Genomic DNA, 25,785 nt, shown 5'->3' on the forward strand with positions numbered 1-25,785 from the left:
GGTTTGCTCTTCTTTTACAATCAGGCATGTTGTCCATATAAGGGACTCCTGCCTGATTGTTAAATTAATCTACCTTATAAACCATTTTTCCATTAACCATTGTCCATATAACCTCAAACTGATCGTTCATAAGAACTAAGTCAGCATCGGCTCCTGGTTGAATTCTTCCTTTGTTTGCTAACCCCAATACATCCGCTGGTGTCTCTGTTGCCATCTTAACGGCATCTCTCAATGGGATCCCGGATTGAACTGTTTTTGCCAATGCCTCATTCATTGTTACCGTACTGGAGGCAAGTGTCCCATCAACTAATGTTGCAACCCCGTTTCTCACTGTAACGTCATGTCCGCCGAATAGATAGGTTCCATCCCCCATTCCCATCGCTTGAAGGGCGTCTGTTATCAAAACCATTTTGTCAGGTCCCTTTTCCCTATAGATAAGCCTGACGATTGCAGGATGAAGGTGTACACCATCTACAATGGCTTGAACACTGACATTGCTTTCTTCAAATGCCGCTATGACTAACCCGGGATCACGGTGATGAATCGGTCTCATCCCATTAAAACAGTGGGTAACATGACTGGCACCATTTTCAAATGCTTGTTTCGCTTCTTCATAGGTTGCATCTGAATGGGCGATGGCCGCTATGATTCCTCGTTCCCTTAAAAAACCAATCATTTTAAGCCCGCCTGGTAATTCCGGTGCTAGCGTCACCATTTTAAGTAACGAACCTGTATTTTGGATGATTTTTTCCATTTCTCCTTGATTAGGATGACGCAAATAACACTCATTTTGCATCCCTTTTCGTTTTACATTCAAATACGGTCCCTCAATATGGATTCCGGCAATCCGAGCTCCTGGTTCCTTACCTTCCAGTTTTTTTACATTAGAAACCATTTTCAAAAGGTCATCCAGTGAAGATGATACCGAAGTGGCTAAGAAAGAAGTGCATCCGGTCCGGGCACACGCTTTTGATACAGCTTCAACACTTTCTATGGTGCCGTCCATCATGTCAAACCCTTCTGCCCCATGAATATGAACATCGATCATTCCTGGAATAAGAAAATGTCCATTTCCATCTAATTCAGAATCAGCTTCTATAATAGAGGATTCTGTTTCGGAATGAACCAATACTATTTTGCCATTACGAATGAGAAGACACCGTGGCTGCGGCTCTTTATCACCAATCAAACGAACGTTTCGAATTAAGATAGAACTCATGACTTTGATAGCCCCTTATTAGGATTTCGCAATTTAAAATACCTTATTTTTAGAAAGGCCCCCTCTTCTATCACCTGGAGAAACCGGAAATATGGAAAGGGCATTTTTTCCATTGGCTCTGATAAATTTGGCTGTTGATTGCAGCGAAAGAAGCTCGCTTTCCGCGGGAGTTCCGGAATATCGTTTAACAGAGCTTTTCCATTAGATTTTTACTTTTATACCTGTTTCAAGTGCTTCGACAACTTTTAAAGCTACCTCAAGTGATTGAATGCTATCTTTATAGGTTGATAGGACAACGTCTTGATTATTTTCCGCAATGGCCTTTGCAAATGCCTCCAGCTCAAGTCGATATAAGGCGTCATCGTTTGATTCGAAATAGACTTGGATTTCATCCACTTTACCACTAACAACCCCTTTTACTAGATCAAGAGTTAAGTGAAGTTCATCTGAAATAAACTCTATTTGCGTAACCACACCTGGATATGACCACGTATGTGTATGTGATTGCAAAATTCCATTAGTGTATTTCATAGTTACACTAAAACTGTCTTCAATGGTAAAGTCATCTGCCTTTGATACAACGAGATTGTCTTGATAACCCGTTACCCGGTCCACTTCCCCAAGCAAATATCGTGATAAATCAAAGATATGAATGGCTTGGTCAAATGCAGGTCCGCCAGAACGTTCTTTATCAAAAAACCATCGCGGCCAGTTTGGTCTCAGTGCCAGCCCATCAAGCATCGCACTTCGCACTAATGCCACCCTTTTACCTGCAATTAGTTCTCTCGTCTTCTCAACTGCGCCGCTATAACGATACATAAACCCAACACTGTTAATGACACCTGTTCGATCTAATATTTCATCAACTTTTTTTGCCATTTCAAGATTTTTGGCAGGCGGTTTCTCTATAAAACAATGAATTCCGCGTTCAGCAGCCTCGCGTACGAGGAACTCACGTACTTCCGGAGGTGTACAGATAATAACTCCGTCCGGCTTTGTTTCTTCTAACATTTCGACATAGTCATGAAAGCCTTTCACTCCAAATTTGTTCACGGCCTTTGTTAACATTTCATCATTTAAATCACAAATACCTACAACTTCAATTTCATTAATATCTTTCATGGTGGACAAATGACCTTGACCTTGCCAGCCTGACCCTGCCACAGCTAAACGTACCATTGTGATCCTCTCCTTAATTAAAAAAATGAATAGTAAATGTTAGTTCCTACTGGAATGGTTTTCCATGGCATTCTCATCAAGCATTTCCTGAATCCACTTTAGAGCGATGGCGCACTCTTCTGTGGGATCATGGTCCCCGGACTCTTGCTCAATGGAAGCTGTTTTATTGTAGTTGATTTCCTTCAATACCTGGACACACTCTCCAATATTCGCAATTCCTGAACCTAAGGCCACCGGATGATGCTCCCCTGCCTCCCTAACGTCCTTTAAGTGAACATTGAAAAGATTGTCTTTTAATTCCCAAAGCGCTTCTGGTGCATGGTAGCCTTGTGTACCAAACCAGCCTGTATCAACGGCTGCACCAATTAAATCCCCGTAATCCCCAATCACTGCTTTAATTTCATCAGGACTTTTCTCCGGATGATTTTCAACTGCAACCTTTAATCCGTATTCATTACACATACCATATATACTCGGGGCGGATTCCTTCGAGATTCCGCTTGTAATCATGTTTATCCCAAGCATTTTCGCAGTTTCAAAGCAAAGACGGGTCCACCTTGGATACCTTACCGGATCTCCGAGGGAACAAGAATAGGAATAGACACTTAATCCATTCCGCTGCCAAATCGATTTTAATTCGTCTGCCAAATAGGGAGTCATAAACTTAGGAAATGCATGCCCCATCCAAAGCTCTATATGTTGAAACCCTGCTCCTTTAATATCACGGCAAATCCGCTCGAATTCAGCCAGACTAAAGTTTTCAATCACTTTTCGTTCTGCAGCTCCCCATTCATCCATACTAGTTTGATAGTTTGTTGATCGAGCAAAATAATTGGCTGTTTGAAAACCTAAAAGCATGAAAAACACCTCTTGTCTCATTATAATTAATCCGAAAATCACAGGGGTCACGTACCATTAATACATAAAGCTTTTTAATAGAAAAAAGGTTTAAACATAATTTAATCCTTCAGGGAAAGGGAGTGGAATTGGAAAAATCCCCTGTAAATCAGCATCTAAATTAGGATTTCCTTGCAAAATCATTTTTTCCAAGGCAGCATCGTCAACGACAAGTGACTTATCATGAAATAGCAGTTTCATATAATTCTGTTCGGCTTTTTCGATCTTTATTTTTCCATTAAAGTATGGTTGTAATTGCTTCAACAACAAATTTAGATTAGTAATTTTAATGGTCCCTGGAAAAGCTGCCACTGTTTTTTCAAAAGAGCCGAGCAGCCCATTTAGTTCCGTCTCATATGTTGGAATGGATAGTTTTAACGTATTCACTCCATGTTGAAAAGAATTGGCCAACAAAGCATGGATCGCTTGAGGGTCCCCTCCCCATTCAATCAGGCGGGCAGGTGTTTGATTAGTAGAAGAATTAGGAACACCTAGAACAATAAACCCTTTTATTTCATTTCCCGATTCTGCTACTAAAATCTTATGTTCCAACTTATGGATACTGGCGAAGCCTTTTGATTGATGAAGAACAGCAAAATCAAAGATACTTTGATCAACATAAACTTTACGAGCCTCGTTTAATTTCCGCAGCTCAAACCAATCATATGGGAGAAATTCTCGAATCGAATATCCACCTGCTATTGGTAAATCTCCTTTTTGAAATTCGTATACATTCCGTTCCCCATAAAAGGTACAGCCCGCTTTTCGATAGATGGGCAAATCTCCGGATACAAATAAAATAGAAGCTTTCGCCCGTTTAACGTGAGCGATAACCTTTTCTAGAAGAATGCTGGCAAAGCCTTTCTTTCGATGATTTGGGTGTGTACAAACCGCGCCAATCGAGTATGCCCGAATTTCAGCAGACTCGAGATGGATAACGGAAGGGACTAACCCAATAAAGGAAACTAGTTCATTGTTAATAAAGGCACCGTATGACTGGCTGAGTTCATGTGAAAATACATAGGGAAATGCATCCCCCATCGATATTTGCTCATCATCCCGAAACGTTTTGTCAGCTAATGCGATCGCTTGATCGAATTCATCATAGTGTAACAATCGAAATTCTATCATTGGTTTTCTCCTATTCAGCAATCTACTGTTTCCTTGTTTCTTCTATTAAAATTACGTTATTAAATCCATCAGTTTGCTAAGTGGTTTATACTGATTTTCATAGATATCACGATAGGAGTCATAGATTTCTTTATTTGGCTGTACTATTTTATCCGTTTCCTTACGAAGGTTGGCCACAGCCTCTTCCAAGGAGGAAAAGATCCCTTCAGCTGTTGCACCAATTAATGCAGCACCACACAGCGCCGCTTCTGAAATATTGGGCAAGACAAGATCATTCCCTGAAATGTTAGCTTTTATTTGAATCCAATGAGGATTACGGACACCGCCTCCAATCACACTCATTCTACTAATTTTCATTTCGCTGGTTTTTTCCGCTTCCTCACGAAGCATTTCCATCTGATAGGCATTCCCTTCTAACACCGCTTTGAGAAGATCGGTTTTCCCATGGTTTTTCTTTAGTCCAAGGAAAGCTGCTTTTGCATTTGGGTTAGGGGCTGGAGCACCGCGGCCGGTTAAATACGGGTAAAAAATGATTCCACTAGGATCGTCACCTGCCAATTCTAAATAGCGATTAATCTCGGCATAAGTTAATCGATCATCCCCGAGAATATCACGCATCCATTCAACCGATCCTCCTGATGATGAGTGCCCCCCCATCCAAAAATAAAGCTGGTTAAGGGGATGCAGACCGAACGATAAGCCAGATTGATAATCGTTCCTTGTTAGCTTCCGTTTATTAAAGGTACCGACTAGGGTCTCAGCTGTTCCCATGGAATTATAAACACTCCCTGGTGAAACCACTCCTGCAGCGAGTGAGGAGCTCACATGATCATGCCCAGCTATATAGACATTTGTAGTGGTATTTAATCCTAAATAACAGTTTTCCTCATTCACCACTCCAATCGGCTCCAAACAATGCGTGACAGGAGGGAACAGTTCAGGGCTTAATCCAAAATGAGAAATCAAGGATTTGTCCCATTCTCCCCTGTCAATTTGATAGACGAAGGTCCGAGCTGCTAAACTTTGTTCCTCTGCAATGACACCTGTTAAGCAATACCCGATAAAAGATGAAATTGATACCCAAACAACCTGATTGTTGAAGAGAGCACTATCGCGTTCCCGGAGCCAAAGCAGTTTAGAAAGTCCATGCTTAAAGGACACATGGAGCCCTGTTTGGCAAAATTGTTCAAACGAGTCTATCTCACCTTCAATAAAACCTGCTTGTTTGATGGAAGAAGGATCAAACCATGGAATGATTTCTGAAACAAGTCTTCCATTGTCTGGGTTTATTAACAGCCCGCTCTCCGCCATACTTGTAATACTCACAGCTCTGATTCTTGGACTGCCAGAGGACTCAATGGTTTTTTGAATGAGTCCAGACACTTGATTCCATAGCCCAAGTGCAGGTATATACGTATATCCTTCCGGATGATGTACGTACGGGGTTTGCTCCGTAGATACCATTGTTAAGGACCCATTCTCTTCAAATAAACCTACTTTAAGATTGGTAGTACCTAAATCTATTGTTAAAATCAAAATAAACACCCCTATCCAGAAAAGGTTCCTGCTGTAACAATCCGATGATAAGAATTTCTTCCTAAAGCGCCTTCTGGCATCATCCATGGGGCATCAAAATAAAGGCGTTCTTCTTCGAGCTCTTCGATATTATTAGCATCACCGTTCAGCCATTGCTGAAGCCGATACTCCGCGGATTCTAATCTTGCTAATACTCCTCCATAGCGAATATCGATGATTTCCCAACCGAAAGGCTTCATAGTTGAAAACCATAAGGAACGGTGAAGCTTTCGTAGATCATCCACCATAGCTCGTAATCCAGGCATTTCGTTTTTTAATTTTGTGATTTGATCCTTGTCGTTTCGGTCGTAAGCTTCTTTTATTTTCGTTCCTAACATGGCTTTTACACTTAAAACCTCTGCAAGCTGTTTATAAAAGGTAAAAATCTGCTTCCAGTTTTTATTCCTTTCCTTCGCTCTATCCAATCTTGATGCAAGGTTTGCATAATGTTCCTGCAACGGCAATGAGCGAATATTTGCATCATATAAGCCGAGTAAAACATCCTGCCATAGTAAAAATTTTGATGGATGGGATTCATGAAGATTATCTTTTGATACACCAGGTGTCTCATCAAATTCATTTAGCGCAAGAAAATCGTCCCAATTTCCGCCCGTACAAAATGCAAAGCGTTTTGCCATTCTTTCTTGGCTAACATCATTTCCATATCCAAGTTCTGCAAACAGCTGCAGACCGGCCAATCCTGTGAATGGATGGGTTTCGGCACCGTTATCTCCCCACATAGTTGCAAAAACTTCGGAAATTCCTTCTTTTTTACAAGCATTCAGTGCTGGTATTGTGGTGGCAATGGTTTTACCATAGTTGGGGGCAATCCCGTTCCATGTCCAGACACCGCCGGCAAATATTGGTTCAGAGCCGAACTTTTTGTGTTTTTGTAAAAAAGTCCGATAAAATTCTTCGTCTGTATGGTAATAGTCCCAATAAACCAACTGTACGTTGTTTGGCATCGATTCAATGACATCTTCAGGTATTTCCGTATTCAGGTCATAATAATTTCCTGTTTTTGATCCCAGGCGGAAATACATATCACTCCAAATCATTGGCTTTAATGATAGATTTCCAGCCAGTTTTGCCACGATTTGCAAATGTTCATTCATAATTGAAAAGCGTTTTTGGTAGCCATGCTGTTCTAAGTATTTTCCTAAGCCAAGCTGGTGGGCTTCATCCATACCAATATGAATACGCTTACTTCGAAATGGTTTAGAGGCAGCTTTTAATAACTCTTCAATAAATTCATATGTTTCCTGATTGCCAACCAACAAAATATCGGGAGTATCTTTGATTTTTGCAGCATAATTCCATTTCAATGCCTCGGTTAAATGGGCAAGTGTTTGAATACATGGAATCATCTCAATCCCAAGGCAATGAGCATACTCATCACATAATTCCAACTCCTTCTCACTATAACGACCGCGCATATAGCCGAAGTAAGGGTATTTTTCAACTGTAAACGTATCTTCTGTATACATCATGACGACATTCAAACCCATTAAAGCCATCTTTCGTAGGAGAGTTTGAATCTCTTCAACGGTCATGACAGCATTGCGTGAAACATCAACCATAACGCCATTTGTTTTAAATTGAGGCTCTTCACTTACATGAAACTCCTGATTTTCCTTAAATTCCTGTAACCATAAACCTAATGCACGGAAGAAGTGGATTTTTTCCTGAAAGGAAATTTCGCCGCCCTTTCGTGTACAGCTGACTACTAATGGCCCTTTCTTTTGTTTCAAGTGAATAGGAAAACCATCATCATTACGTTCAATATTCAGCTCATTGCAGATAATCTCTAATCCCTGCCCAACACTTTCAACGTCACCAAGAAAATGAATTTTCATATTAGTGCTACACCTCAAACCAATGATTTTGATTCAATTTACTGTACCAGAAGAAGCTATCTTTTTTCGTTCTTTTTAATGTCTGGTAGTCGACATGGACAAGACCGAATCGCATGCTATAGCCATAAGACCATTCATAATTATCCATCAAGGACCAAATACAATAGCCTTTTAAATTAACACCTGACTCAAGTGCACGACTAATCTGCGTTAAGTGCTGCTTCAGGTATTTAATTCGTTTGTCGTCTCGGACTCTGCCATCAACTGGATCCTGATTGTAGGTGGCTCCATTTTCCGTTATGTAGATTGGAACATCACCATATTTATGTTTAATGTCCATCAGCACCTTATAGAACCCTTCAGGATAAATGGTGAAATCGATATCCGTATGATCAAAGCCAATATCAATATGCTCACAATCAAAAGTTCCCTGGCCTTCTTTATAACGGGAAACCGTTCCAGTATAATAATTGATGCCCAAAATATCGATCGGCTGTGAAATAATCTCCATATCGCCTTCCTCGATGTTTACCTTTGCTCCTTTTTCTGCAAACCAATCCACTAATATCTTGGGATAGGTACCTTTGAAAACAGGATCGAAGAACCATTCCATGAACCACGCAGATATACGCTGGCAAGCCTCGATATCCCGAGGACGATTACTGTATGGTTCATACCAGGTAACATTCGGTGCAAAACCAATTTCACCGGGTATTCCGAGTTCTTTAAAGCGTTTAACCGTTTTTCCGTGGGCCAATAATAAGTGGTGCGCAACATCTAAAGCCGCTTGTAAATTTTTTTCGCCAGGTGCTTGTTCCCCTATGAAATAACCTAAGAACGACACACACCATGGCTCATTGATCGTCAGCCATGATTTGATTTTCCCGGAAAACTCACGGAACAATAATTCTGAGTACTCCACGAATGCTTCAATTGTTTGACGATTCTTCCAGCCGCCTTCATCTTGAAGTGCCTGCGGTAGGTCCCAATGATAAATGGTACAAAGCGGTTCAATTCCGTTTTCTAACAGCTTGTCAACAAATCGATGATAGTGTTCAAGACCTTTTGGATTGACCTCTCCTCTGCCAGTTGGAAAAATTCTTGGCCATGAAATGGAAAAACGATACGTGTTTACACCTAATTCTTTTAATAAAGCAATATCTTCATCCATACGATGATAGCTATCACATGCGATATCACCGTTGTCCCCGTTTCTGACCTTACCTGGAATCCGGCTAAAGGTATCCCAAATCGACATGCCTCTGCCATCTTCGTTATAGGCTCCCTCAATTTGATAGGCAGCCGTGGACACCCCGAAGTGGAAATCATTCGGAAACGTAATAATTGCCATGATTGTTAACCTCTTTTCGATTCTATTATTCAATGAAGGTAGGCATGCTTTTATATCCCATTTAGTAAGAGATCCATCATGCCTGTTCTGTTAAACTAAGAAATTACTTTCCTTAAAATGATTTCATTTTCATCTGCTAGATCGGTCTGATAAATATAGGGCTCGGGAGTGATGCTTGCTTTTACTTTTTCAAGCCAGTCGGACCAACTCTGTTTGTCCATTCTTAAATGGAGTCCACTTAATCTCTTTAATTCTGAATGAGCCTGCTTGCTAAGCAGGGAACGAACATCATCCAGATAACGGATTAAGATTTGATACCCTTTTTTACTTCCGCATCTTGCTAATGCTCTCCCTATCGCCAATTCAAGGATAGAACGCCTTTCAAGAAAGTAATCTGCTTGATGGCCCTGATAACAATGTTGATGATTTACAAATGGAATTTGTAGTAACTGTTTCAGGACTGGTATAGCATCCTGGCTGCCTAATCTCTCAGCACCAATCGAAACGGCATGGATATAATAGAAGATTCCCGACATCGAATCTTTAAAATCTTCCTCGGAGGGATCTAGTAATTCCGCCACCTTTTGCCAGACCTCGATGCTTCGCTTATCCCTAGGAAGACCCAGGGAATAGAGTAAATAACAAACATCCGGCATGGCACCATGGTCAGGCGGCATGGTTACATACAAAATATTCGCCGTTCTTTTCGGCAGCCCCTCACCTTGAAGCAAGGTCATGATTTCGGAAATTAATGTCGGTACACCAACTGTTGACTCATAAATCGCCAGAGCTTGTGCAATTCGAACTTTCCGAACCCCTTCTGCCTCTTCATGTGCTTTTTCTAAAAAGGGAATGATTCGTTTTCCGACCGAACAAATTTCAACAAACGGTATTCGGTTTTGATAGATTTCATTCATCCTCATATTGGAATATTCATATAATGGTTCGTCCACTTCGATAGAATGAATTAGTGACAAAAGTTCTTCATCAGTGTAATGAATCGGCTTCAGTTTCCTCGTCAAAATCCGTTCGGACAGAAGCCCTTCCTTCACGATTCTTTCCTGTAAAAGCGGATAGTCAAGCTGTCGTGGAAATTTGCCTTCTTTCACAGCCATCGCAGCAGCAAGACCTGCAATACCACCCAAATTTTCCAAATCTGATTGCATCCGGATTGCAGGCAGGGCATCATGGGTTGCAGATATCGCTTTTCCTGCCACTAGTATTCCTTCAAGCCCTTTTGGCAGCAGCAGCCGATAAGGGATTTCAATTTCAAGGTTTGGCGGGATTAAACCGGAATGTACCCAGTTTGCCTCACTGATTCCTTTTATATCATGGTTGCTAAAATGAATATTAATGACATCTGGCCAGCTTCGCTGCAGCAATTGGTCGCTTATCTTCATGACAACGTCGCCAACAATATGGCGGCTTTCACGGGGAGCAACATAGACCCCATGATCATGGCATCCATCAACATCGATACTCCATCTTCTTCTGCCCGCCAAAATTGCTCTTGTATAATCCCGCACATCTGCCACATTCACCATACTAGTAAAATTATTTTGTAATTTGCCCGGTGAATTATATTGTGCCAGCGAATACCACATGACGAGATTGTCGCGGACAGAACCATAAACGAATTCTGCGCCCGCAAAGGAAACAACATCCCCATCACCAGTGGCATCAATCACACAGTCCGCTATAATCGAACATACTCCCCATCTGGTTGCCGTAATACAGCCGCATACACGAGAGCCCTTTATGACAGCCCCAAAAGTAATCGTGTTGAAGAGCATCTCGATTCCTAAGTCATCAGCAGTTTGTAAAAGCGCGTATTTTTTCGCTTCAATATTCCATTTATAACCCTTATATTTAATTCTTTTCTGGACATCATGAACCAGCTTCGTTATCCTCTCAGCATACCCATGACGTTTCCCAAACCAATAACTGTCAACGCCGCCGAAAGTACCAGTCCCGCCAAGACCTGGGTTAAGATCAACCAATATCGTATTCATTCCTTCTTGTGCGGATACAATCGCGGCTGGGCCGCCGCTAGAGCCGCCGCCGCAAACGAGTACGTCGGTTGTTTTCAATAAGGAAATCTCTTGACTAGGAACGTTCCCAAAATTAAGATTCTGTTCTACATAATCAACTGGAATTTTTATATCATATTCAGAATCGATTTCTGATACAGACCGATTTATCTGAATGGGGCCCTGTTCTTCTAAGATGAAGTCTTTTACTAAATCTGCAAACTGTTCACCATAAGTTGCAGCTGTGACAGGGTTAAGCCAACCCTGATTGTTATTTTTATAAAAATCCTGATAAAAGCACCATGTGTTAGGATGGTTAATCGCTAAGTTTTCAATTTGTATATGTTGTCGAGCATGGATACCCGATTCTGCTTCATCCACCATATACGGCCCTTTTAGTTCATTAGAACTTGAACACAGCAGCGCTTTATGGAAGGATGGAACCTCATGGACTAAATATTCCGCAAGAGAAATTCCCAGTTTTTGTGCAGCAGTTTCACGAAGTCGATTTCCTTCTAAACTGTTATCCACTTCTAATACCATTTGGTATTCAACATAGTAATGGCCATTTTCATGAAAACCGGGGTAGAGAATCACTTTATTCTCCCTAATTCCTAATGATGCGGGTACTGGAATTTCTTGTTGAACTATCTCCAGCACATTTGTAAACTCTACTACACGTTTGTAAGTCCCTTTATCTTTACCTGCTGGTTTGATTGGCTGACCTGACAAAAATGTGGTGATCGCTGTTTCAGTCGCATCCACGATTCCCTTACACTCAATTAATTGTCTGCCAGATTTATTGGCAATAACTAAACCATTCCCATTTTCCTGAGAACGAGTAAGACCGATTGGCAGCGATGCATATAATAATTGAACACCTGCTTCTAACAATTCCTCTTCAAGCTTACTTTTCAATTTGTCGAGATGGAATACGAACCAATCAGAACTTCCAAAAGATACTGTTTTTCCGCAACTCTCTTTACATATTTTTATTAATTTAGAAGATATCTGCTCAGATGGATTCATCCAAGGAGAAAGTGCTGCAGTCATTTCACTCCCTAAATAGGTCCTTGGTTCGACTACGATTACTCGTTTACCTTGATTCGCGAATTGTAAGGCACTTGCCAAACCAGCAAAGGTTCCACCAATAACGGTGACATCAATCTCTGCTAAGATAGGGATACTTTGAGCGGGCAATTGCTGATTTTTCATAATGACTGACCCCCTCTAATTAGTGAGCCTCTTCAATCTCAATCAGGACTTCGCCTTGGATATTAGAACAATTAATGGTATAAAGCTGTTCATTTGCCGGGTCTTGTAGAATCATTACGTCTTTACCGTTCACTGTTACTTTCTTAGGTTCGTTTTCAGACACCCATCCAAAAACTCCCCCTTCTTTAATGATAATCTTAAGTGAGTTCTCATTATTCCAAACATTTACGATCCCATCTTGACAGATAAGCTTATTTAAAAGGCCAACCGGTGTAACAGAATCCTGTATCGGAATAATTAAATATAAGGATACGCCGTTTTCGGCTAATTCGATGCTAATCCTATCATCTTTGTTCACAGTCCATTGCCGTCTTGTCATCACGTCAAAAATAACAAACCGCTCACCATCGAGATTTGGAACATCACTTGGTCCGATCAAACCATGAACAGATTCGGACTCTTCATGAAGATGAAATGCTGCGACAACTCCCGTGCCTTTACAGGTATTCCATATTTTTAACGGTGCTTTTGTTTTAATTGGATCGATAAATAGACAATCCTCAGTTGGAACGCCAGGCTGTTCACAACGAATAATTCTTCCATCCTGATAAATGAGCGGCCAAATATTGTCAGCATTGGTTTGATTTACGGCATCACTAAAATAAATGGGGCCTCCGCTAATCACGCGTAAGATCATATTTTGTAAGTCATCATGGTTTTGCGTCCAATACATATCCCAATCACCCCAATAAAATTCCCCGTGATAGAAGGAGTTATAGGCATTTTGTAAAGCATGTTCTTTGAAACTATTTGTTTCTTGCGGGACAAAGTCATCACTATTCCTTGAAACAGAGGAGTAAGGACGGTGCCAAATATTTTCCGCTGCCATCCCCATACAATTGATCACGGTATTATCAAAATGTAAGGAGCAGGATGCTTCTAAAGCTGAATGTGCCCCACTTGCTGCCTCGCCAACAGCTTGGTTATTCACCATGAAGTTTAAGATCGCACTTTGGCTGTCTACCTTTACAAAATCAATTCCATCTTTTTTCAACTTTGAATGCCAGGCGTGCCAAAAACCAAATCCTTCTTCTGCTTTTGGTGAAGGTATGAGACTCCCATTCTTTGTTTTATATAGATGCTTGTCTAACGACTTAGCTAGTGGACCTTCTGGTGCAATCCCTTCCCAGTATCCTGCAAGAGTGTGCCATACTCCAACCCAGCTCACACCATAATCTTCTTTTAATAATGAAACGGTATTGGATAATCCATTCGGAAATTTCTCTTGGTCAGCGTTAAATGACTGCAGTTTTTTCCCGTTAACCTCAGACCAGCCGTCATCAATCATCATCCATTTAACAGGGAGCTTCTTTTCCTTCAACTCATCTGCTTTTGCCAGAATCCCTGCCTCATTTACTGAATGATAAAAGGCATCCCAGCTGCACCAGCCCAAGTAATCCAAAATTTCAGGGTACTTTTTTTCCTCTCTTGGTCTAGTATTTTGTCCAGCAGTTTTTATGGCCGCTTTAACATTTTGATTAACTAATTCGAACGGATTATTTGCAGTACCTAAAACAAAAGCAAGGGTTGATAATTGATCATAGCCCCCATGGAATGGTGAAATAGAGATCTGCAAGCCTTGTTCCGAGCCCTTTACATCTGTCCGTGTCACTTCATCACAAACTGGCAGGAAATGATAATATCTTTGTTCTTTTTTTAAAAGCAGGGACTGTGTCCGTTCCGGAACCTCACGGATATTTTTTGTAAAAAATGGGCGTGTCCACCAGTCCTTATGCTGGTAATTTGCAATAATCTCATATGGCTCAGGGATATTTTTAATGGTAAGATTGACCGCATTATGCGGTGAAAAAAACATTTGTTTTTTAAATAATTCTTCATTTTTTATAGCTGAATCTACGAAAGCTGCTATGAATGAATGGTAGCATCGAAATCGTAACGTTGCGGATATCATCTCTCCATCATCATGAAATTGATATCGATATTCTCTATAAACACCAAGAGGATCTTCCCCCGTGCTCTCCTCTGATGCTTTAAAATTTAAACCTAGATTTGATTGATCAGTAAGATTGGCAGAAACTAAAATTCCGTAAATAATCGTCTCATTATTTACCAAACATTTTAGTTCATCTTGAATTTGCTGGAATTGAAACATCGTAACACTCCTTTATTCCTTTTTAGCGGCAGGCCGAAGCCCCTTTACCCTTTTATGTCTAACGCGTATCTGGCAACGGAAAGAGAAGCTAAATCTCCAACATTCTCTTTTAAACCTGAAGGAACAACACTGCACACCTCAAGGGAATAGGGAAGTGCCTCTTTTTGAAGTTCTTCGATCACAAATGGCTTTAATAATTCTTTCTGTCTTAAATAAATACTGCCAATCACAATCTTTTCAGGATTTAAAATGTCCACCAAGAATGCAAGTCCCCGTCCTAAATTCTGTCCAACTACTTTATAAATTTCTCTCGCCAGCTCATCTCCTGCTTGAGCGGCTTCTCCCACGGTTTTTGCCGTAATCGATTCAATATCTTCCGAAGAAGAACAGATCGATGTAACTTTGCCTTCCGCGAACCACTCTTTTACCATTGTTTGAGACAGACGCGCAATGCCGCCCCCACTGCAGAATCCTTCGAATGAACCTGATTTCCCATAACCGGTCGGGCCGTCAGATTCTAGTCGTACATGGCCTACTTCTCCTGCCATATCATTGGTTCCGGAATATAAACGTCCATCTAAAATGAAGCCAGCGCCCATTCCCGTACCAAAGGTAAGAAAAATCATGTTATTCGTGCCTTTTCCTGCTCCCCATTTCCATTCAGCCAAGGCACAGGCATTTGCATCATTTTGTACAGCGACTGGAACCTTAAAACGATGTTTTAACGGAGTAAGACAATCGATAGAGTCCCAATGCGGCAAATTTGGCGGAGACAGGATCAGTCCTCTTTTACTATCGAGCGGACCACCACAGCTGATTCCAATCGCTATTAATTTAAGTTCCTCTTGGTCAAATAGTAATTTTTCTAATTCATCCATCATCAATTCCAGTGCTTTTTCAGGTGTGTCCGGTGTTGGAAAGCTTTTTTTGGCGATTAACTCAATCCCACTATCGACTTCTAATCCAAGAACAACCGCACATTTTGTACCGCCTATATCCAAACCAGCTAAAACAGGAATCATTCAAAAAATTCCTCCTCTAACAATAGGCACAGGGTATGGTAAATCGGCAGATGTCTTTCTTGAATATCAGGTGTAGAATCAAATGGTACGGAAATGGTTACATCACATAGTGTTTTTAAGGCACCACCGCTTTTTCCCGTGAAACCGATTGTGACTAATCCCAATGCCTTCGCCACCTTCACGGCATGGTTGATATTGTTGGAATTGCCGGATGTGCTAAAACCGATCAATACGTCCCCAGGTTTCCCATATCCATACACCTGCTGGGCAAAGACCATGTCAGGAGCGACATCATTGGCAAAAGCGGTCATAAGCGCCGTATGACTGACAAGCGAGATTGCAGGCAGCGCCCCCTGCAAATTCTCACCCAAGTAATCATCTCCATCAGAAAAACCCTTTAATCTTTCTTTCATTTCATGTGGCAAAGGGCGTTTTGACATAAAGCCCTTCATTAATTCACCAACCACATGTTCACAGTCTGCAGCACTGCCGCCATTACCAGCCAAGAGCACCTTCCGGCCAGACTGATAGGCCCGCTTAATTGCCTCAAAGGTTTCTTTAATGCTGGATTGACATTCTACTAACTCCGGATATTTTTCAAATAGTTTTGCTAATCTTGCATGCATCGCTACCTCCGTCTTCATGGTAAAAGACCCCCTACTAAAATTTTAGTTTAATATTCTTTGAGGTGATGAATCGCCTTTGCAAAGAAATCCCTGCTGCCAAAGCTTCCTGACTTCAAGACAAGCATCCGTGCCGGCTCATTTAAGCTAATACACGATGGAAGACCTGGTTCAATTTCTTGCCAGACGGTAAGGCCTTCAATGCCAAGCTTGCTGCATACCGATGCCGATGTTTCACCGCCTGCCAATAACAAGCGATTAACGTTCGTTCTTTTACACGTTTCGTCCACGACAAACGCGAGAGACTCTGATACGATCCTTGAAATGGTTGTCTTTGAAAAGCCTAAACCGGCGCCGATTTGTTTTGTTTCCGTGACAATCTCAGGTTGGTTGGAAGAATGAACAAGCACATCCTTGCCCTGTTTTAACAAAGTAACAAGGTTCGTGACAAGCTGCTCTAGATGGGCACTTTTTTGTTCAGAAAATAATAGTTTCGTATTCATTTCAAAAACCGGAAGGTCGCGCCGTTTCATTTCTTCTACCTGATGATAGGTTTGCGGCATTAAACTTCCAGCAGCACACAATACTCCGGTCTCTAATTTAGGAACGGTATTGGACCAGGTGCGCTGTTCCCCTTTATTCATTTCAACCGCTAATTCTTCCGCAATACCTGATGCCCCGCAAATAATTTTTTCTTCTTTTATCGCATGGGCAATCGTTTTTAAGGATGACTGATCTTTTACATCCAAAATTAAATAATTACATTGAGTGCGCATTTTATCGATTTCTTGTTTTAGTTTTTCGCTTCCTTGTTCAACCACTTCGATATTAATAGAGGCTACTTTTCTTTTTGTTTGTGCCTGCAAAATGGCGGTCAAGTCCGAGTTGTCCATTGGGTGGACAGGATCAAAGCGAAACTCAGACTCTGCCAATCTTTTACCATGGACATAATGAAGCCCATTCAATGTAATTCTGCCGTTTTTTGGGAAACCAAGAACAATCACTGCGAATTCTGCTTCAAGCGCATCCAGCATCGCATCGAATTCTGCTCCGATATTTCCACGGAAAACAGAACATGTCTTATTGAAAAATTGATTAATTCCAAGTGACTGTAAACTTTTAGTACTCGTAAAAACCTTATGATAGGCCTCTTTATACGAATCTAGGCGAGAGTTAGTGTCAACGACTAAAGCACTGGGTAGGAACGTTCCCATTTTTGTGTTTATTGGATGTGGGTAAACTTCTGTCTGCCAATCTGCTTTTGCAAACATGATCCCAATATCATTTGCACCTGTGATATCATCAGCAATGATTCCGATCAACGTTCCCATCTCCTTCGTGGCTTATAACCTGATTCATTTAGAAAGCTATCTACCACGCTCTTGGAAAGCCATTGAACTTCGACTCCTGCCTCTATGGAAATTAATAGCATACGACAAGCCATTTCTAAAGTTTGAAGCGCCATTTTCGCTTCTTTTAAAGAGGTATCATAAACAAGAACGCCATGATTCTCCAATAATAATATGTTTGCTTTTGTGGCTTTTTCTCTAACGAGTTCCCCAAGTTCACTGGAACCAGGATGTGCATAAGCTACCCGTTCAATCCGTTCTAAATAATACATGCTTTCAACAAACCAATCCGAAGGAATATCAACGTTAGAAGAAGCAATGAGCGTACTATATAATGGTGATGCATGTAATACAGCACCAATTTCAGGACGGGTTTCATAGATTGCTTGATGCATCGGGACTTCTTTGGATGGTTTTTTTCCTATATGAATCTTCTCTTTTGTTTCTAAAGAGCACTCCGCAAAATCTTCTATATCCAAATCGCCTAAATACGTCCCGCTTGCTGTAATAAGAAAGGAATTTTCCTCGGTTCTGGCACTGATATTTCCTGAATTTCCCCATGCAAGTTCATATTGCATCATATATTTTCCGGTTTCTTGTAGTTGTTTTTTTAATTCTTGATTTTTTTCCACTATGACCATGTTTACTCATCCCATTCAATCAAATTAGTTTCCGTAACAGGTTTGTCCCCATCTTTTGGAATACGGAAAGTTTTAATTTCTGAAGGCCCAAACGCAGCCTTGAAGGATCGATTAAATTTCGGTAAATGGATTTCAGTTTCGGTCTTTAGTTTACTTGTTTCGAACAAGCGAATAATCAAATCTTCATTGTCTTCTGCTTTTTTAATCGCACTTACAAGAACATTTTCTGCTGTTACTTTCACATAAGAATCGGTTTGTGGCAGGGATCCTGTATGGAACGTTTCAATAATCGAGATCGGTTTACAATTAAGTTCCGCTGCTCTTTTTGGAGTTTCCGCTTGTTCCCAGCTTCCTTCGTGGGGAAGTAATGAATACTCAAACCTCTGTATTCCTTGGTCAATAAAGGTATACTCTCCATCATCCTCTGGAACAAGTGGGTCATGATGAGCATAAATTGGGCTCCGTAACACTGTTAGAGAAAGTTCTTTATTGTGTATGCTGTAGCTATATTTCGCGTCATTTAATAGACTTAAACCATATACACCTTCATGATTTGGTCTAATCCCTGTAACATCCACCCAGCTTTGCCCCGGCTCTTCTTCCCCATTATGCTCACGCTCAATGGTTCCATAAGGAATTTCATATGTCTGTTTTCTAAAGATGGCATTAATCGGAAATACAAGCTTTAGCATCTTAAAGTTTTCACGCCAATCAACGGTTACCTTTACATCAATTTGGTCTTTTTCCTGATACATAGTAAAGTCTTGTATTAAGATGGAACGGTCATATTCACTTTTCACCCGGATGACTGATTTAACTGGACCGTGCTCGACAAGAGAGACTTTTGATGCTTTGAAATGTCCGGCTATATCATTAAAGTGCAGTGTATCATGGCTCCATGTATCCGATTTATCATGGATTACAACCGGTTTTGCTGCAGGTCCTATAAATACTTCATGTCCTGCCTTTTTATCATAAAGGCTGGAAATCCAACCTGTTTCAGCGTCAAATTCAATTTTAAAGCGATTATTTTCCATCGAATACTGACTGGCATTAATTGGAGCGAAGTTTGCTTTAACGCTGCTTAACTCGGTATATAGTTTATATACGCGGTATCCCATTGCTGGCAGCTCAGCCAAAAAGTTTAAACGGTAACGGCCCCCAGCTGTGGCTTGTGATTGGACAGTTTGGAAAGGAACAGCATTCCCCAGGTCGTCCAGTAATACGGAAGTCGGCTTTAAACCGCCAATTTCAATTTCTACATTTACCTTGCTTTCCCAGGCATGTGGATTAAAAACGACAATCGGTCTCATTCTCTCATCTTGTTCAATATCTATTTTCCATGAAATGGATTGTACGGCATTATTCAAGGCCCGATCAGCAATCGCCAATGCTTCTCCGTATAAATTACGCGCGTCTTCATAAGCTGACTCAATACTCGTTCCAGCTAAAATATCATGGAACTGATTAAATAAAACATCCTTCCAAGCCCTGTTAAATTCCAGCGGGTATGGCTGTCCTGTTAACCAGAAAGCAAGGGCTGAATACTTTTCAGCGGTCAGGAGCATATTTTCTGCTTTCCGATTGTAATGTTTGATACCGGAATGAGCAGCATAGCAGCCACTCGCATGGTGCTGCAGATCATCATGAACAACCGGTAAATCACTAGTATTTTTCATTTTTTCAATATACGTTTCAGGTGTGGAGAAAACCAGATTTGGCAGATTAGGATCTTCATTAAGTTGATAAATGCTTTCGATATTTTCCTTCGTCGGACCGCCTCCATGGTTGCCAACTCCATAAAAGAGCATTAACTCATCAACGCTGCCTTTAAACTCACCTTTACATCTATCCACATATCTTTGTAATTCCTTGCCCCATGAAAGATACTCATACATGATGCGGAATGCCAGCACTCGTGAACCATCATCAGATTCCCACCAAAATAGTCTGCTTGGAAGCCCTTTTTCATTTGGCATTGGCCTCATGAACACATAACCATCCATTCCGCTTTTCTTCAGTATTTGTGGAAGCATACCGTGATGGCCAAAGCTGTCGACATTGTAGCCAACCTTTGCAGTCACACCCAGTTTTTCTCGAAAATACCGCTGACCATAGAGCCCTTGACGGACAAACGATTCTCCATTCGGAATATTGCAATCAGGCTGAATCCACCAGCCGCCAACAATGCGCCAGCGTCCTTCTTTCACGCGCTCTTTAATTTCAGCAAACATGTCAGGGTCATTCTCTTCTACCCATTCATACATCGCTGCGGAACTTGATGTAAAAATAAAGTCGTCATATTCTTTCATTCGGTCCAACGCCGACCTGAATGTAGCTTTTGTTTCCTGGAATCCCTCTTGCCATTGCCAAAGCCAAACTGGATCTAAATGAGCATTACCTATCATATGGAATGTTTTATCCTTCATTTTTAAAGTCCCCTCCGTATTACGTTGTATTAAAGTTTAAAATGACTTGCTTTGTTATTACTTAGTAAAAATTCAGTTATTTTTTCTACAACTGTTTCTTCAACAGCGTTTTGTCCTTCTAGCAGCTCCTCAGCAGGCAGCAATTTACACTCCGCATTTGACATTCTTTCTTCACGATTAATGGCACCTAAGAAAGCAAGCTCAAGGTCTGTGGCAATATTGACTTTACTTACACCGCCGTTTGGCAATTGAAAAGCCTTTTGCATCATTTCACTGGGTACTCCAGACCCGCCGTGAAGAACAAGATGTACAGGGGTTAATTCACGAATAGCAGTTAATCGGCCGTAATCAACCTTTGGCTCACGAACCATGTACACTCCATGGGCGGTGCCGCACGAAACCGCTAATGCATCCACCCCAGTCTGTTTGACAAAATCAGCTGCTTCAACAGGGTCGGTGTATAATTCTTCATCTTTATCCGTTTCAATAAAATCAGTTGTACCAATCATGCCAAGTTCAGCTTCAACAGAGACTCCTTTGGAATGGGCATATTCGACAACTTCTTTTGTGATGTTAACATTCTCTTCAAATGGTTTTTCTGAAGCGTCAATCATCACCGATGTGAAGCCTGCCTCGATTGCATCCTTAATTACCTGAAGCTCTTTTGTATGGTCCAGATGTAGAACAACAGGAACAGTTATCGCTAGTGCTTCAACCTGCTTATAAAACTCGTCTGCGAATTCAAAGGGGGTAATTCCATAACGTTCCAACTCTTTTTGTGAAATCTGAACAATTAGAGGTGAAGCTGTTTTTTGTCCCGCTTTTAATACAGGTGCAATCATAGCTGTATAGCGAGGTGAAAATGAGCCTGTAGCATATTGAAATATTTCGCTCATCTCGAGTGCCGCGGTTAATGAGATGACGTTGGATGATTTAATACGATTCATGAAAATCCTTCTTTCTACTTTTTTTATTTATATAAAATTTGTTTTACGGCTTCCATTCCTAATTCGGGACTCGTTACAAAACGGCATTGTTCCTCAGGAGAAAAGGTAGAAACAACTCTAGCCATAGAGGCCTGTGCTAGCACTACTATCTCCACTTTTTCAGCCAACTTTTTTAACGCCGCTGATAAATCAGAATCATGTCCCTCTTTATCGTTTGCGAGTAATTTTTGATAGGCAGACTCAATTAGAATCGGTTCAAACTCAACCTGTTTCTTTCGCTCCTTAGCCTTTTGCTTTAAAAGTTCTAAAGTAGGTCTAAGAGTCGTTTCCAATGTTGCCGCTACCCCAATCCTCTCCCCTGAGTTAACCGCGAATTCAGCCATCGCATCATCAATCCGAACGATTGGTGTTGCTACCTCCGGCTGTATGTACTTAACAAGTTCACCAATGGATGAGCAGGCATTTAAAATACAATCGGCCCCTAGTTGTTCTGCGCTTTTCGCGTAATTTCCCCATCGCTCAGCTATTTCTAGGATGTTTCCCCCATTTTGACTTAATTGAGGCAGGATGGAATCGTCAACTAAATTAATAATCTCGCAATCTCCGATTATCCTTGCTGCTAAACCCTTTAACGGCTCAATCGTGACGGGGGTGGTATGAATAATCGCTAGTTTCTTTTTCATACAAGACTTCCTCCTTTTTTAGGTGATGAAATGCTTCAATAAATAAAATTAACCATCATGGAACCCCGTGATGGTTAATTAAATTTTCATTTAAGAAAGCTGCAAGACACTGTTAAATGGTAATGCCTCTTGAGCAGCATAAAGCATGAGCCCCACACACCAGGAATGAGATAGCGTTAACATCATCCCTTTCGGCTGGAAACAATTCGTATTATAAAAACGCTCGGTAACCATTCCTTTGTAAGCATTAAAATCGCCATCTTCTCTAGCAATAAATTGCAAGAAACAAGCAATATGATCCCGTGTCCGATCCAGGTAATATGGGTCATCGGTATATTTCCATAGCCGGAGCATCTCTGGAACACAAAATAGTCCATAATTATGTAAATGCTGATTGGAAGGGGAAGCCTGGTCAGCACCTCGTGAGCGAAAATCATATTGATGCAAAAAGGTCTTCTCCGGAAATGCGAGATTATAGGTCCACCGGAATGTCATTAACCAATCAGCTGACTGTTTGGCGAGCTCCAGCCACTTTTCATTTTTATTATTTTCATAGAGTAGGACATAGGCGACAACGGCATTATAAGCATCTTCTGATGTTGGTGTTAAATGAACATCTTCTGGAGCCCCATAAATATATTCGTCTAATACGAAACGTTCATAATAATGACCAGCCTTTTCTGCTGCTGAACGATAGCGGTCATTATCAAAATAGCCGCTTCCTTCCAATAATGAAGCAATCCACAAAATGCCGCCTGCTCCATCCCATTCCTCTACATCGCCAGTTTCACAATGATAATAGGAGCCAAAATTCCCATCCATACATTGATGATCCACAGCAAAGTTTAAATTGGATTGGACGGCTTTTTCCCACTCAGGATGATGAATTCCCAACTGCTTTTCAGACCGAAGTGCACGTATCAAAAACAAGGCTGCTTCTGCAATAGTTCTCGCTTGAAGCCACGTATTTTTTGGATTCCAACCAGTTCCCCAGCCCTTTCCAAGTACCCATGATGCCCAAAACGTACCACTAGGAGCAATTGCTGACGCCACATTATCGATTACATCGATGGCAGCATCAACATACTCTTGGATGCCATTTTTTCTTCCGTAAGTTAGCAATGCATAAGCATAAGGCACGCCGCTGACCCAGCCAACATGCATATGAGGGCGGTCTCCCATTCCCTTCACATTATTATTAAATTCACGGTCGAAGGCAGCTGTTTCAGCAAGAATTCGATGTTCAGGCATGTAATGCCAACGATATAAGCCATGTGCGGTTAATTCTGCTGCTTCCTCTAGACCCATCCAAGGATTTAAAGGATACTCTTGTTGATGAAGCTGATACATCTCACGAACAAATGGATCATACGAATGTAAATCCGGGGATGCCGTATAGATTTTTAATTGTAGATGGACGGTTTCACCTGGTTGAAAGGTATATAATGATAGATCCTTTGGCTTTGGAATGGCTTCTCCAACAAACGTTACTGGCTCCTCCTTATACGGGAAATTAACCCAGATAGAGGTAGATGACACATTTCCTCGAAAACCAATTCCGGTTAGCCCTAGTTCAGACATTTCCTCAACACAAAGGGCACCGCACATTTCTTCATTCCAGGCAAAGATAGCTGGAAGTGCGGCTCGATCGGAACGGAATGACCAATGGTCCGAGACCATCTCTTCATGACTGCCCCCCCGGTAATCGTACCTTGGATATTTCCGTGTATTATGTTCAAAACGATTCTCTTTATAAAAAGCCCCAGGGATCATCCAGGTTGGCCTTCCGCTCCCCATTAAATCAGCGTTAAACTGTAATCCAAAATCCCCTACAGCTCCCTGTTTATAACAAACAGTTAGATCTACTTGAATAAAGCCGCATCCTGTTTTTACATACTTCCATTCAGATTGAACCGAGAAAAAATCTCCTGTTCCTGATACATAGAAACACCCCGCTTCTTCCTTCACCACATCAATGTTGATTTTCTCGACAACATTTTCAGAGTTATAGATTTCGAGAAGTGAATCTAGCCGAAGAAAGGCATGATCGCTCTTTCGTTCCGAGGAGTAGACCTGAAGCTCCGATTGTTTCGTCTCATCCTTCTTTACCTTGATACATGTTGCCAATGGAATCACACCTTTATTTTGTAAAGTTCTAAAAGATTTTCTCTAAAAATCCGACCGGCAAACTCTACCGCTTCTTTTTCCGTTAATATTCTGTCTTGTACTTTTTCTACTAAAACATCGCCAACAATTTTTCGTGCAAGCTTCTGATGTGCATAAGCCCCTTCGACAAAATTATAATCACCGCCAAAACCGAAAATTTTATTTTGAGGAACCATTTCAATCATTTGGTGCAAAATTTGTTTGGCAATGGTAGGGGAAATCACATACACCCAAGTAAAATCCGCATAAACATTCGGGTAATTCTTAACAATACTCAAATATTCTTGATGGTATGGGATACCGCAATGGAGCAGAACAAAATTAGCTTCAGGATATGCAGCTAACAGTGGAACTAAATCAGATACGTTCGAGTTAGTAATGATATTTCCATTACCTGAAACACTGGTCTCATGATGACCAGTATGAATCTGTATTGGTAATTCATAATTAATGGAGCTTTGGATAATATGATGAATCAAGTAATCTTGTAAAACAGCCGATTCTTGCTGTGACATCGGTGCATCTATAATAGAGGAAAGCAGGCGATTAAAGCATTGTTCGGCCTCAAAAAATGTGGGCTTCGACGTTTTTAATGTTCTCCAATAGGCATGACCTAATTTAGTAGCAATCATTCCCTCGGAAACAAATTTATATAATAAGGCATCTACAGCTTGAAGATAATCTTGGAAAGTATGTACTGTCCTCCCAGAGTCTCTTTCAATGATCTGAACATCCTTAAGGTTTCTCAATTTATAGGCATAGTCCAAAAACATGATAGGACGGAAAAGGGAAAAATCAACATTGGTTGTATATGCTAGTGTAAAAGCTACGTCAATTCCCGCCTTCTCTTTTAACACTTTCGTATACCATTGTTCATCGTTCGTTGCTGCTAAAACTTTTTCATTTAACGATAGTATGCCGTTAACAGACCAATCATCCATTCCGTATAAATCATGCACCGCCGTTTTTAATGTTCTGGCGTAGGTGGTATTCTTCGTTTTATGATAAAAAGTCAAAAATTGTTCAGCCTTCTCTTCCACACTTAATTTAGAGTTCGGGCTTAAAATCCCGCGTTTCATTCCAGCCGTAATTAAGTCCGAGTCTAAATAGTGGAGGAGGCCAAAAAAATCCACTCTATTCTTTTTTCGAATTTCTTTTGGGTCGATGTGTTCATGACCATCAATGATGCGAATTTTATTAAGTTCTTCATGTATACTGCTCATCGTACTACCCCTTCCAATGATAAGGATGACTATCAGCATCCCCCCCACTTGAGGGGGGGATTTCAGTTTTAAGTCA

General features: G+C 41.0%; 18 protein-coding genes. All 18 read right to left on the reverse strand.

Annotation, left to right across the window (positions count from 1 at the left end; translation table 11 throughout):
* Positions 1–64 precede the first annotated feature (64 nt).
* Positions 65–1,219, reverse strand: a complete 1,155-nt coding sequence (nagA, locus tag V7077_RS13650; protein ID WP_335502393.1) for an N-acetylglucosamine-6-phosphate deacetylase — start codon at positions 1,217–1,219, stop codon at positions 65–67.
* A 201-nt stretch (positions 1,220–1,420) separates the two neighbouring features.
* Positions 1,421–2,398, reverse strand: coding sequence for a Gfo/Idh/MocA family protein (locus V7077_RS13655; protein ID WP_335502396.1), 978 nt, complete (start codon positions 2,396–2,398; stop codon positions 1,421–1,423).
* 39 nt (positions 2,399–2,437) lie between these two features.
* Entirely contained in the window at positions 2,438–3,256 is an 819-nt protein-coding gene (locus V7077_RS13660; protein WP_335502398.1) for a sugar phosphate isomerase/epimerase family protein, read from the reverse strand.
* Between the two features lie 90 nt (positions 3,257–3,346).
* Positions 3,347–4,426 (reverse strand): GNAT family N-acetyltransferase, encoded by a 1,080-nt coding sequence (locus tag V7077_RS13665; protein WP_335502400.1) that lies wholly within the window; start codon positions 4,424–4,426, stop codon positions 3,347–3,349.
* A 51-nt stretch (positions 4,427–4,477) separates the two neighbouring features.
* Positions 4,478–5,962 carry an FGGY-family carbohydrate kinase gene (locus V7077_RS13670; protein WP_335502402.1) on the reverse strand — a complete coding sequence of 495 codons (1,485 nt, stop codon included), beginning with the start codon at positions 5,960–5,962 and terminating at the stop codon, positions 4,478–4,480.
* Positions 5,963–5,973: 11 nt separating this feature from the next.
* Positions 5,974–7,857, reverse strand: coding sequence for a beta-N-acetylhexosaminidase (locus tag V7077_RS13675; RefSeq protein ID WP_335502405.1), 1,884 nt, complete (start codon positions 7,855–7,857; stop codon positions 5,974–5,976).
* A 7-nt stretch (positions 7,858–7,864) separates the two neighbouring features.
* The gene (locus V7077_RS13680) at positions 7,865–9,208 is read right to left on the reverse strand and encodes a GH1 family beta-glucosidase (protein WP_335502407.1); all 1,344 of its coding nucleotides are present in this window, start codon (positions 9,206–9,208) and stop codon (positions 7,865–7,867) included.
* A gap of 95 nt (positions 9,209–9,303) precedes the next feature.
* Positions 9,304–12,453 (reverse strand): FAD-dependent oxidoreductase, encoded by a 3,150-nt coding sequence (locus tag V7077_RS13685; protein WP_335502409.1) that lies wholly within the window; start codon positions 12,451–12,453, stop codon positions 9,304–9,306.
* 19 nt (positions 12,454–12,472) lie between these two features.
* On the reverse strand, positions 12,473–14,626 hold the full coding sequence (locus V7077_RS13690; RefSeq protein ID WP_335502411.1) for a Sip1-related alpha-galactosidase: 2,154 nt from the start codon (positions 14,624–14,626) through the stop codon (positions 12,473–12,475).
* Positions 14,627–14,670: 44 nt separating this feature from the next.
* Complete coding sequence (locus V7077_RS13695; protein WP_335502413.1) at positions 14,671–15,648, reverse strand: ROK family protein; 978 nt, start codon at positions 15,646–15,648, stop codon at positions 14,671–14,673.
* Positions 15,645–16,292: a D-sedoheptulose-7-phosphate isomerase gene (locus tag V7077_RS13700; protein WP_335502415.1), complete on the reverse strand. Its 648-nt coding sequence runs from the start codon at positions 16,290–16,292 to the stop codon at positions 15,645–15,647. Before V7077_RS13700 ends, V7077_RS13695 begins: the two co-directional genes overlap by 4 nt.
* A gap of 29 nt (positions 16,293–16,321) precedes the next feature.
* A complete protein-coding gene (locus tag V7077_RS13705) occupies positions 16,322–17,593 on the reverse strand; it encodes a four-carbon acid sugar kinase family protein (protein ID WP_335502416.1) in 1,272 nt (423 codons plus the stop codon).
* Positions 17,590–18,261 carry a class II aldolase/adducin family protein gene (locus tag V7077_RS13710; protein WP_335502418.1) on the reverse strand — a complete coding sequence of 224 codons (672 nt, stop codon included), beginning with the start codon at positions 18,259–18,261 and terminating at the stop codon, positions 17,590–17,592. The genes V7077_RS13705 and V7077_RS13710 overlap by 4 nt, the downstream gene beginning before the upstream one ends.
* A 2-nt stretch (positions 18,262–18,263) precedes the next feature.
* Positions 18,264–20,690 carry an alpha-mannosidase gene (locus V7077_RS13715; protein WP_335502420.1) on the reverse strand — a complete coding sequence of 809 codons (2,427 nt, stop codon included), beginning with the start codon at positions 20,688–20,690 and terminating at the stop codon, positions 18,264–18,266.
* A 29-nt stretch (positions 20,691–20,719) separates the two neighbouring features.
* A complete protein-coding gene (locus V7077_RS13720; protein WP_335502421.1) occupies positions 20,720–21,637 on the reverse strand; it encodes a class II fructose-bisphosphate aldolase in 918 nt (305 codons plus the stop codon).
* A 23-nt stretch (positions 21,638–21,660) separates the two neighbouring features.
* A complete protein-coding gene (locus V7077_RS13725; protein ID WP_335502423.1) occupies positions 21,661–22,320 on the reverse strand; it encodes an aspartate/glutamate racemase family protein in 660 nt (219 codons plus the stop codon).
* 90 nt (positions 22,321–22,410) lie between these two features.
* Positions 22,411–24,447 (reverse strand): hypothetical protein, encoded by a 2,037-nt coding sequence (locus V7077_RS13730; RefSeq protein WP_335502425.1) that lies wholly within the window; start codon positions 24,445–24,447, stop codon positions 22,411–22,413.
* Positions 24,448–24,452: 5 nt separating this feature from the next.
* Positions 24,453–25,709 (reverse strand): amidohydrolase family protein, encoded by a 1,257-nt coding sequence (locus tag V7077_RS13735; protein ID WP_335502426.1) that lies wholly within the window; start codon positions 25,707–25,709, stop codon positions 24,453–24,455.
* Between the last annotated feature and the right edge of the window lie 76 nt (positions 25,710–25,785).

This window comes from Neobacillus vireti (assembly GCF_036962465.1).
GTDB lineage: Bacteria > Bacillota > Bacilli > Bacillales > Cytobacillaceae > Neobacillus > Neobacillus vireti_B.

Bases quoted from the DNA above. Each gene is read 5' to 3' on its own strand.
- V7077_RS13690 (WP_335502411.1), bottom strand. From the start codon at position 14,626: ATGTTTCAATTCCAGCAAATTCAAGATGAACTAAAATGTTTGGTAAAT.
- V7077_RS13655 (WP_335502396.1), bottom strand. From the start codon at position 2,398: ATGGTACGTTTAGCTGTGGCAGGGTCAGGCTGGCAAGGTCAAGGTCAT.
- V7077_RS13695 (WP_335502413.1), bottom strand. From the start codon at position 15,648: ATGATTCCTGTTTTAGCTGGTTTGGATATAGGCGGTACAAAATGTGCG.
- V7077_RS13735 (WP_335502426.1), bottom strand. From the start codon at position 25,709: ATGAGCAGTATACATGAAGAACTTAATAAAATTCGCATCATTGATGGT.
- V7077_RS13720 (WP_335502421.1), bottom strand. From the start codon at position 21,637: ATGAATCGTATTAAATCATCCAACGTCATCTCATTAACCGCGGCACTC.
- V7077_RS13715 (WP_335502420.1), bottom strand. From the start codon at position 20,690: ATGAAGGATAAAACATTCCATATGATAGGTAATGCTCATTTAGATCCA.
- V7077_RS13725 (WP_335502423.1), bottom strand. From the start codon at position 22,320: ATGAAAAAGAAACTAGCGATTATTCATACCACCCCCGTCACGATTGAG.
- V7077_RS13675 (WP_335502405.1), bottom strand. From the start codon at position 7,857: ATGAAAATTCATTTTCTTGGTGACGTTGAAAGTGTTGGGCAGGGATTA.
- V7077_RS13700 (WP_335502415.1), bottom strand. From the start codon at position 16,292: ATGAAGACGGAGGTAGCGATGCATGCAAGATTAGCAAAACTATTTGAA.
- V7077_RS13665 (WP_335502400.1), bottom strand. From the start codon at position 4,426: ATGATAGAATTTCGATTGTTACACTATGATGAATTCGATCAAGCGATC.
- nagA (WP_335502393.1), bottom strand. From the start codon at position 1,219: ATGAGTTCTATCTTAATTCGAAACGTTCGTTTGATTGGTGATAAAGAG.
- V7077_RS13685 (WP_335502409.1), bottom strand. From the start codon at position 12,453: ATGAAAAATCAGCAATTGCCCGCTCAAAGTATCCCTATCTTAGCAGAG.
- V7077_RS13660 (WP_335502398.1), bottom strand. From the start codon at position 3,256: ATGCTTTTAGGTTTTCAAACAGCCAATTATTTTGCTCGATCAACAAAC.
- V7077_RS13710 (WP_335502418.1), bottom strand. From the start codon at position 18,261: ATGGTCATAGTGGAAAAAAATCAAGAATTAAAAAAACAACTACAAGAA.
- V7077_RS13680 (WP_335502407.1), bottom strand. From the start codon at position 9,208: ATGGCAATTATTACGTTTCCGAATGATTTCCACTTCGGGGTGTCCACG.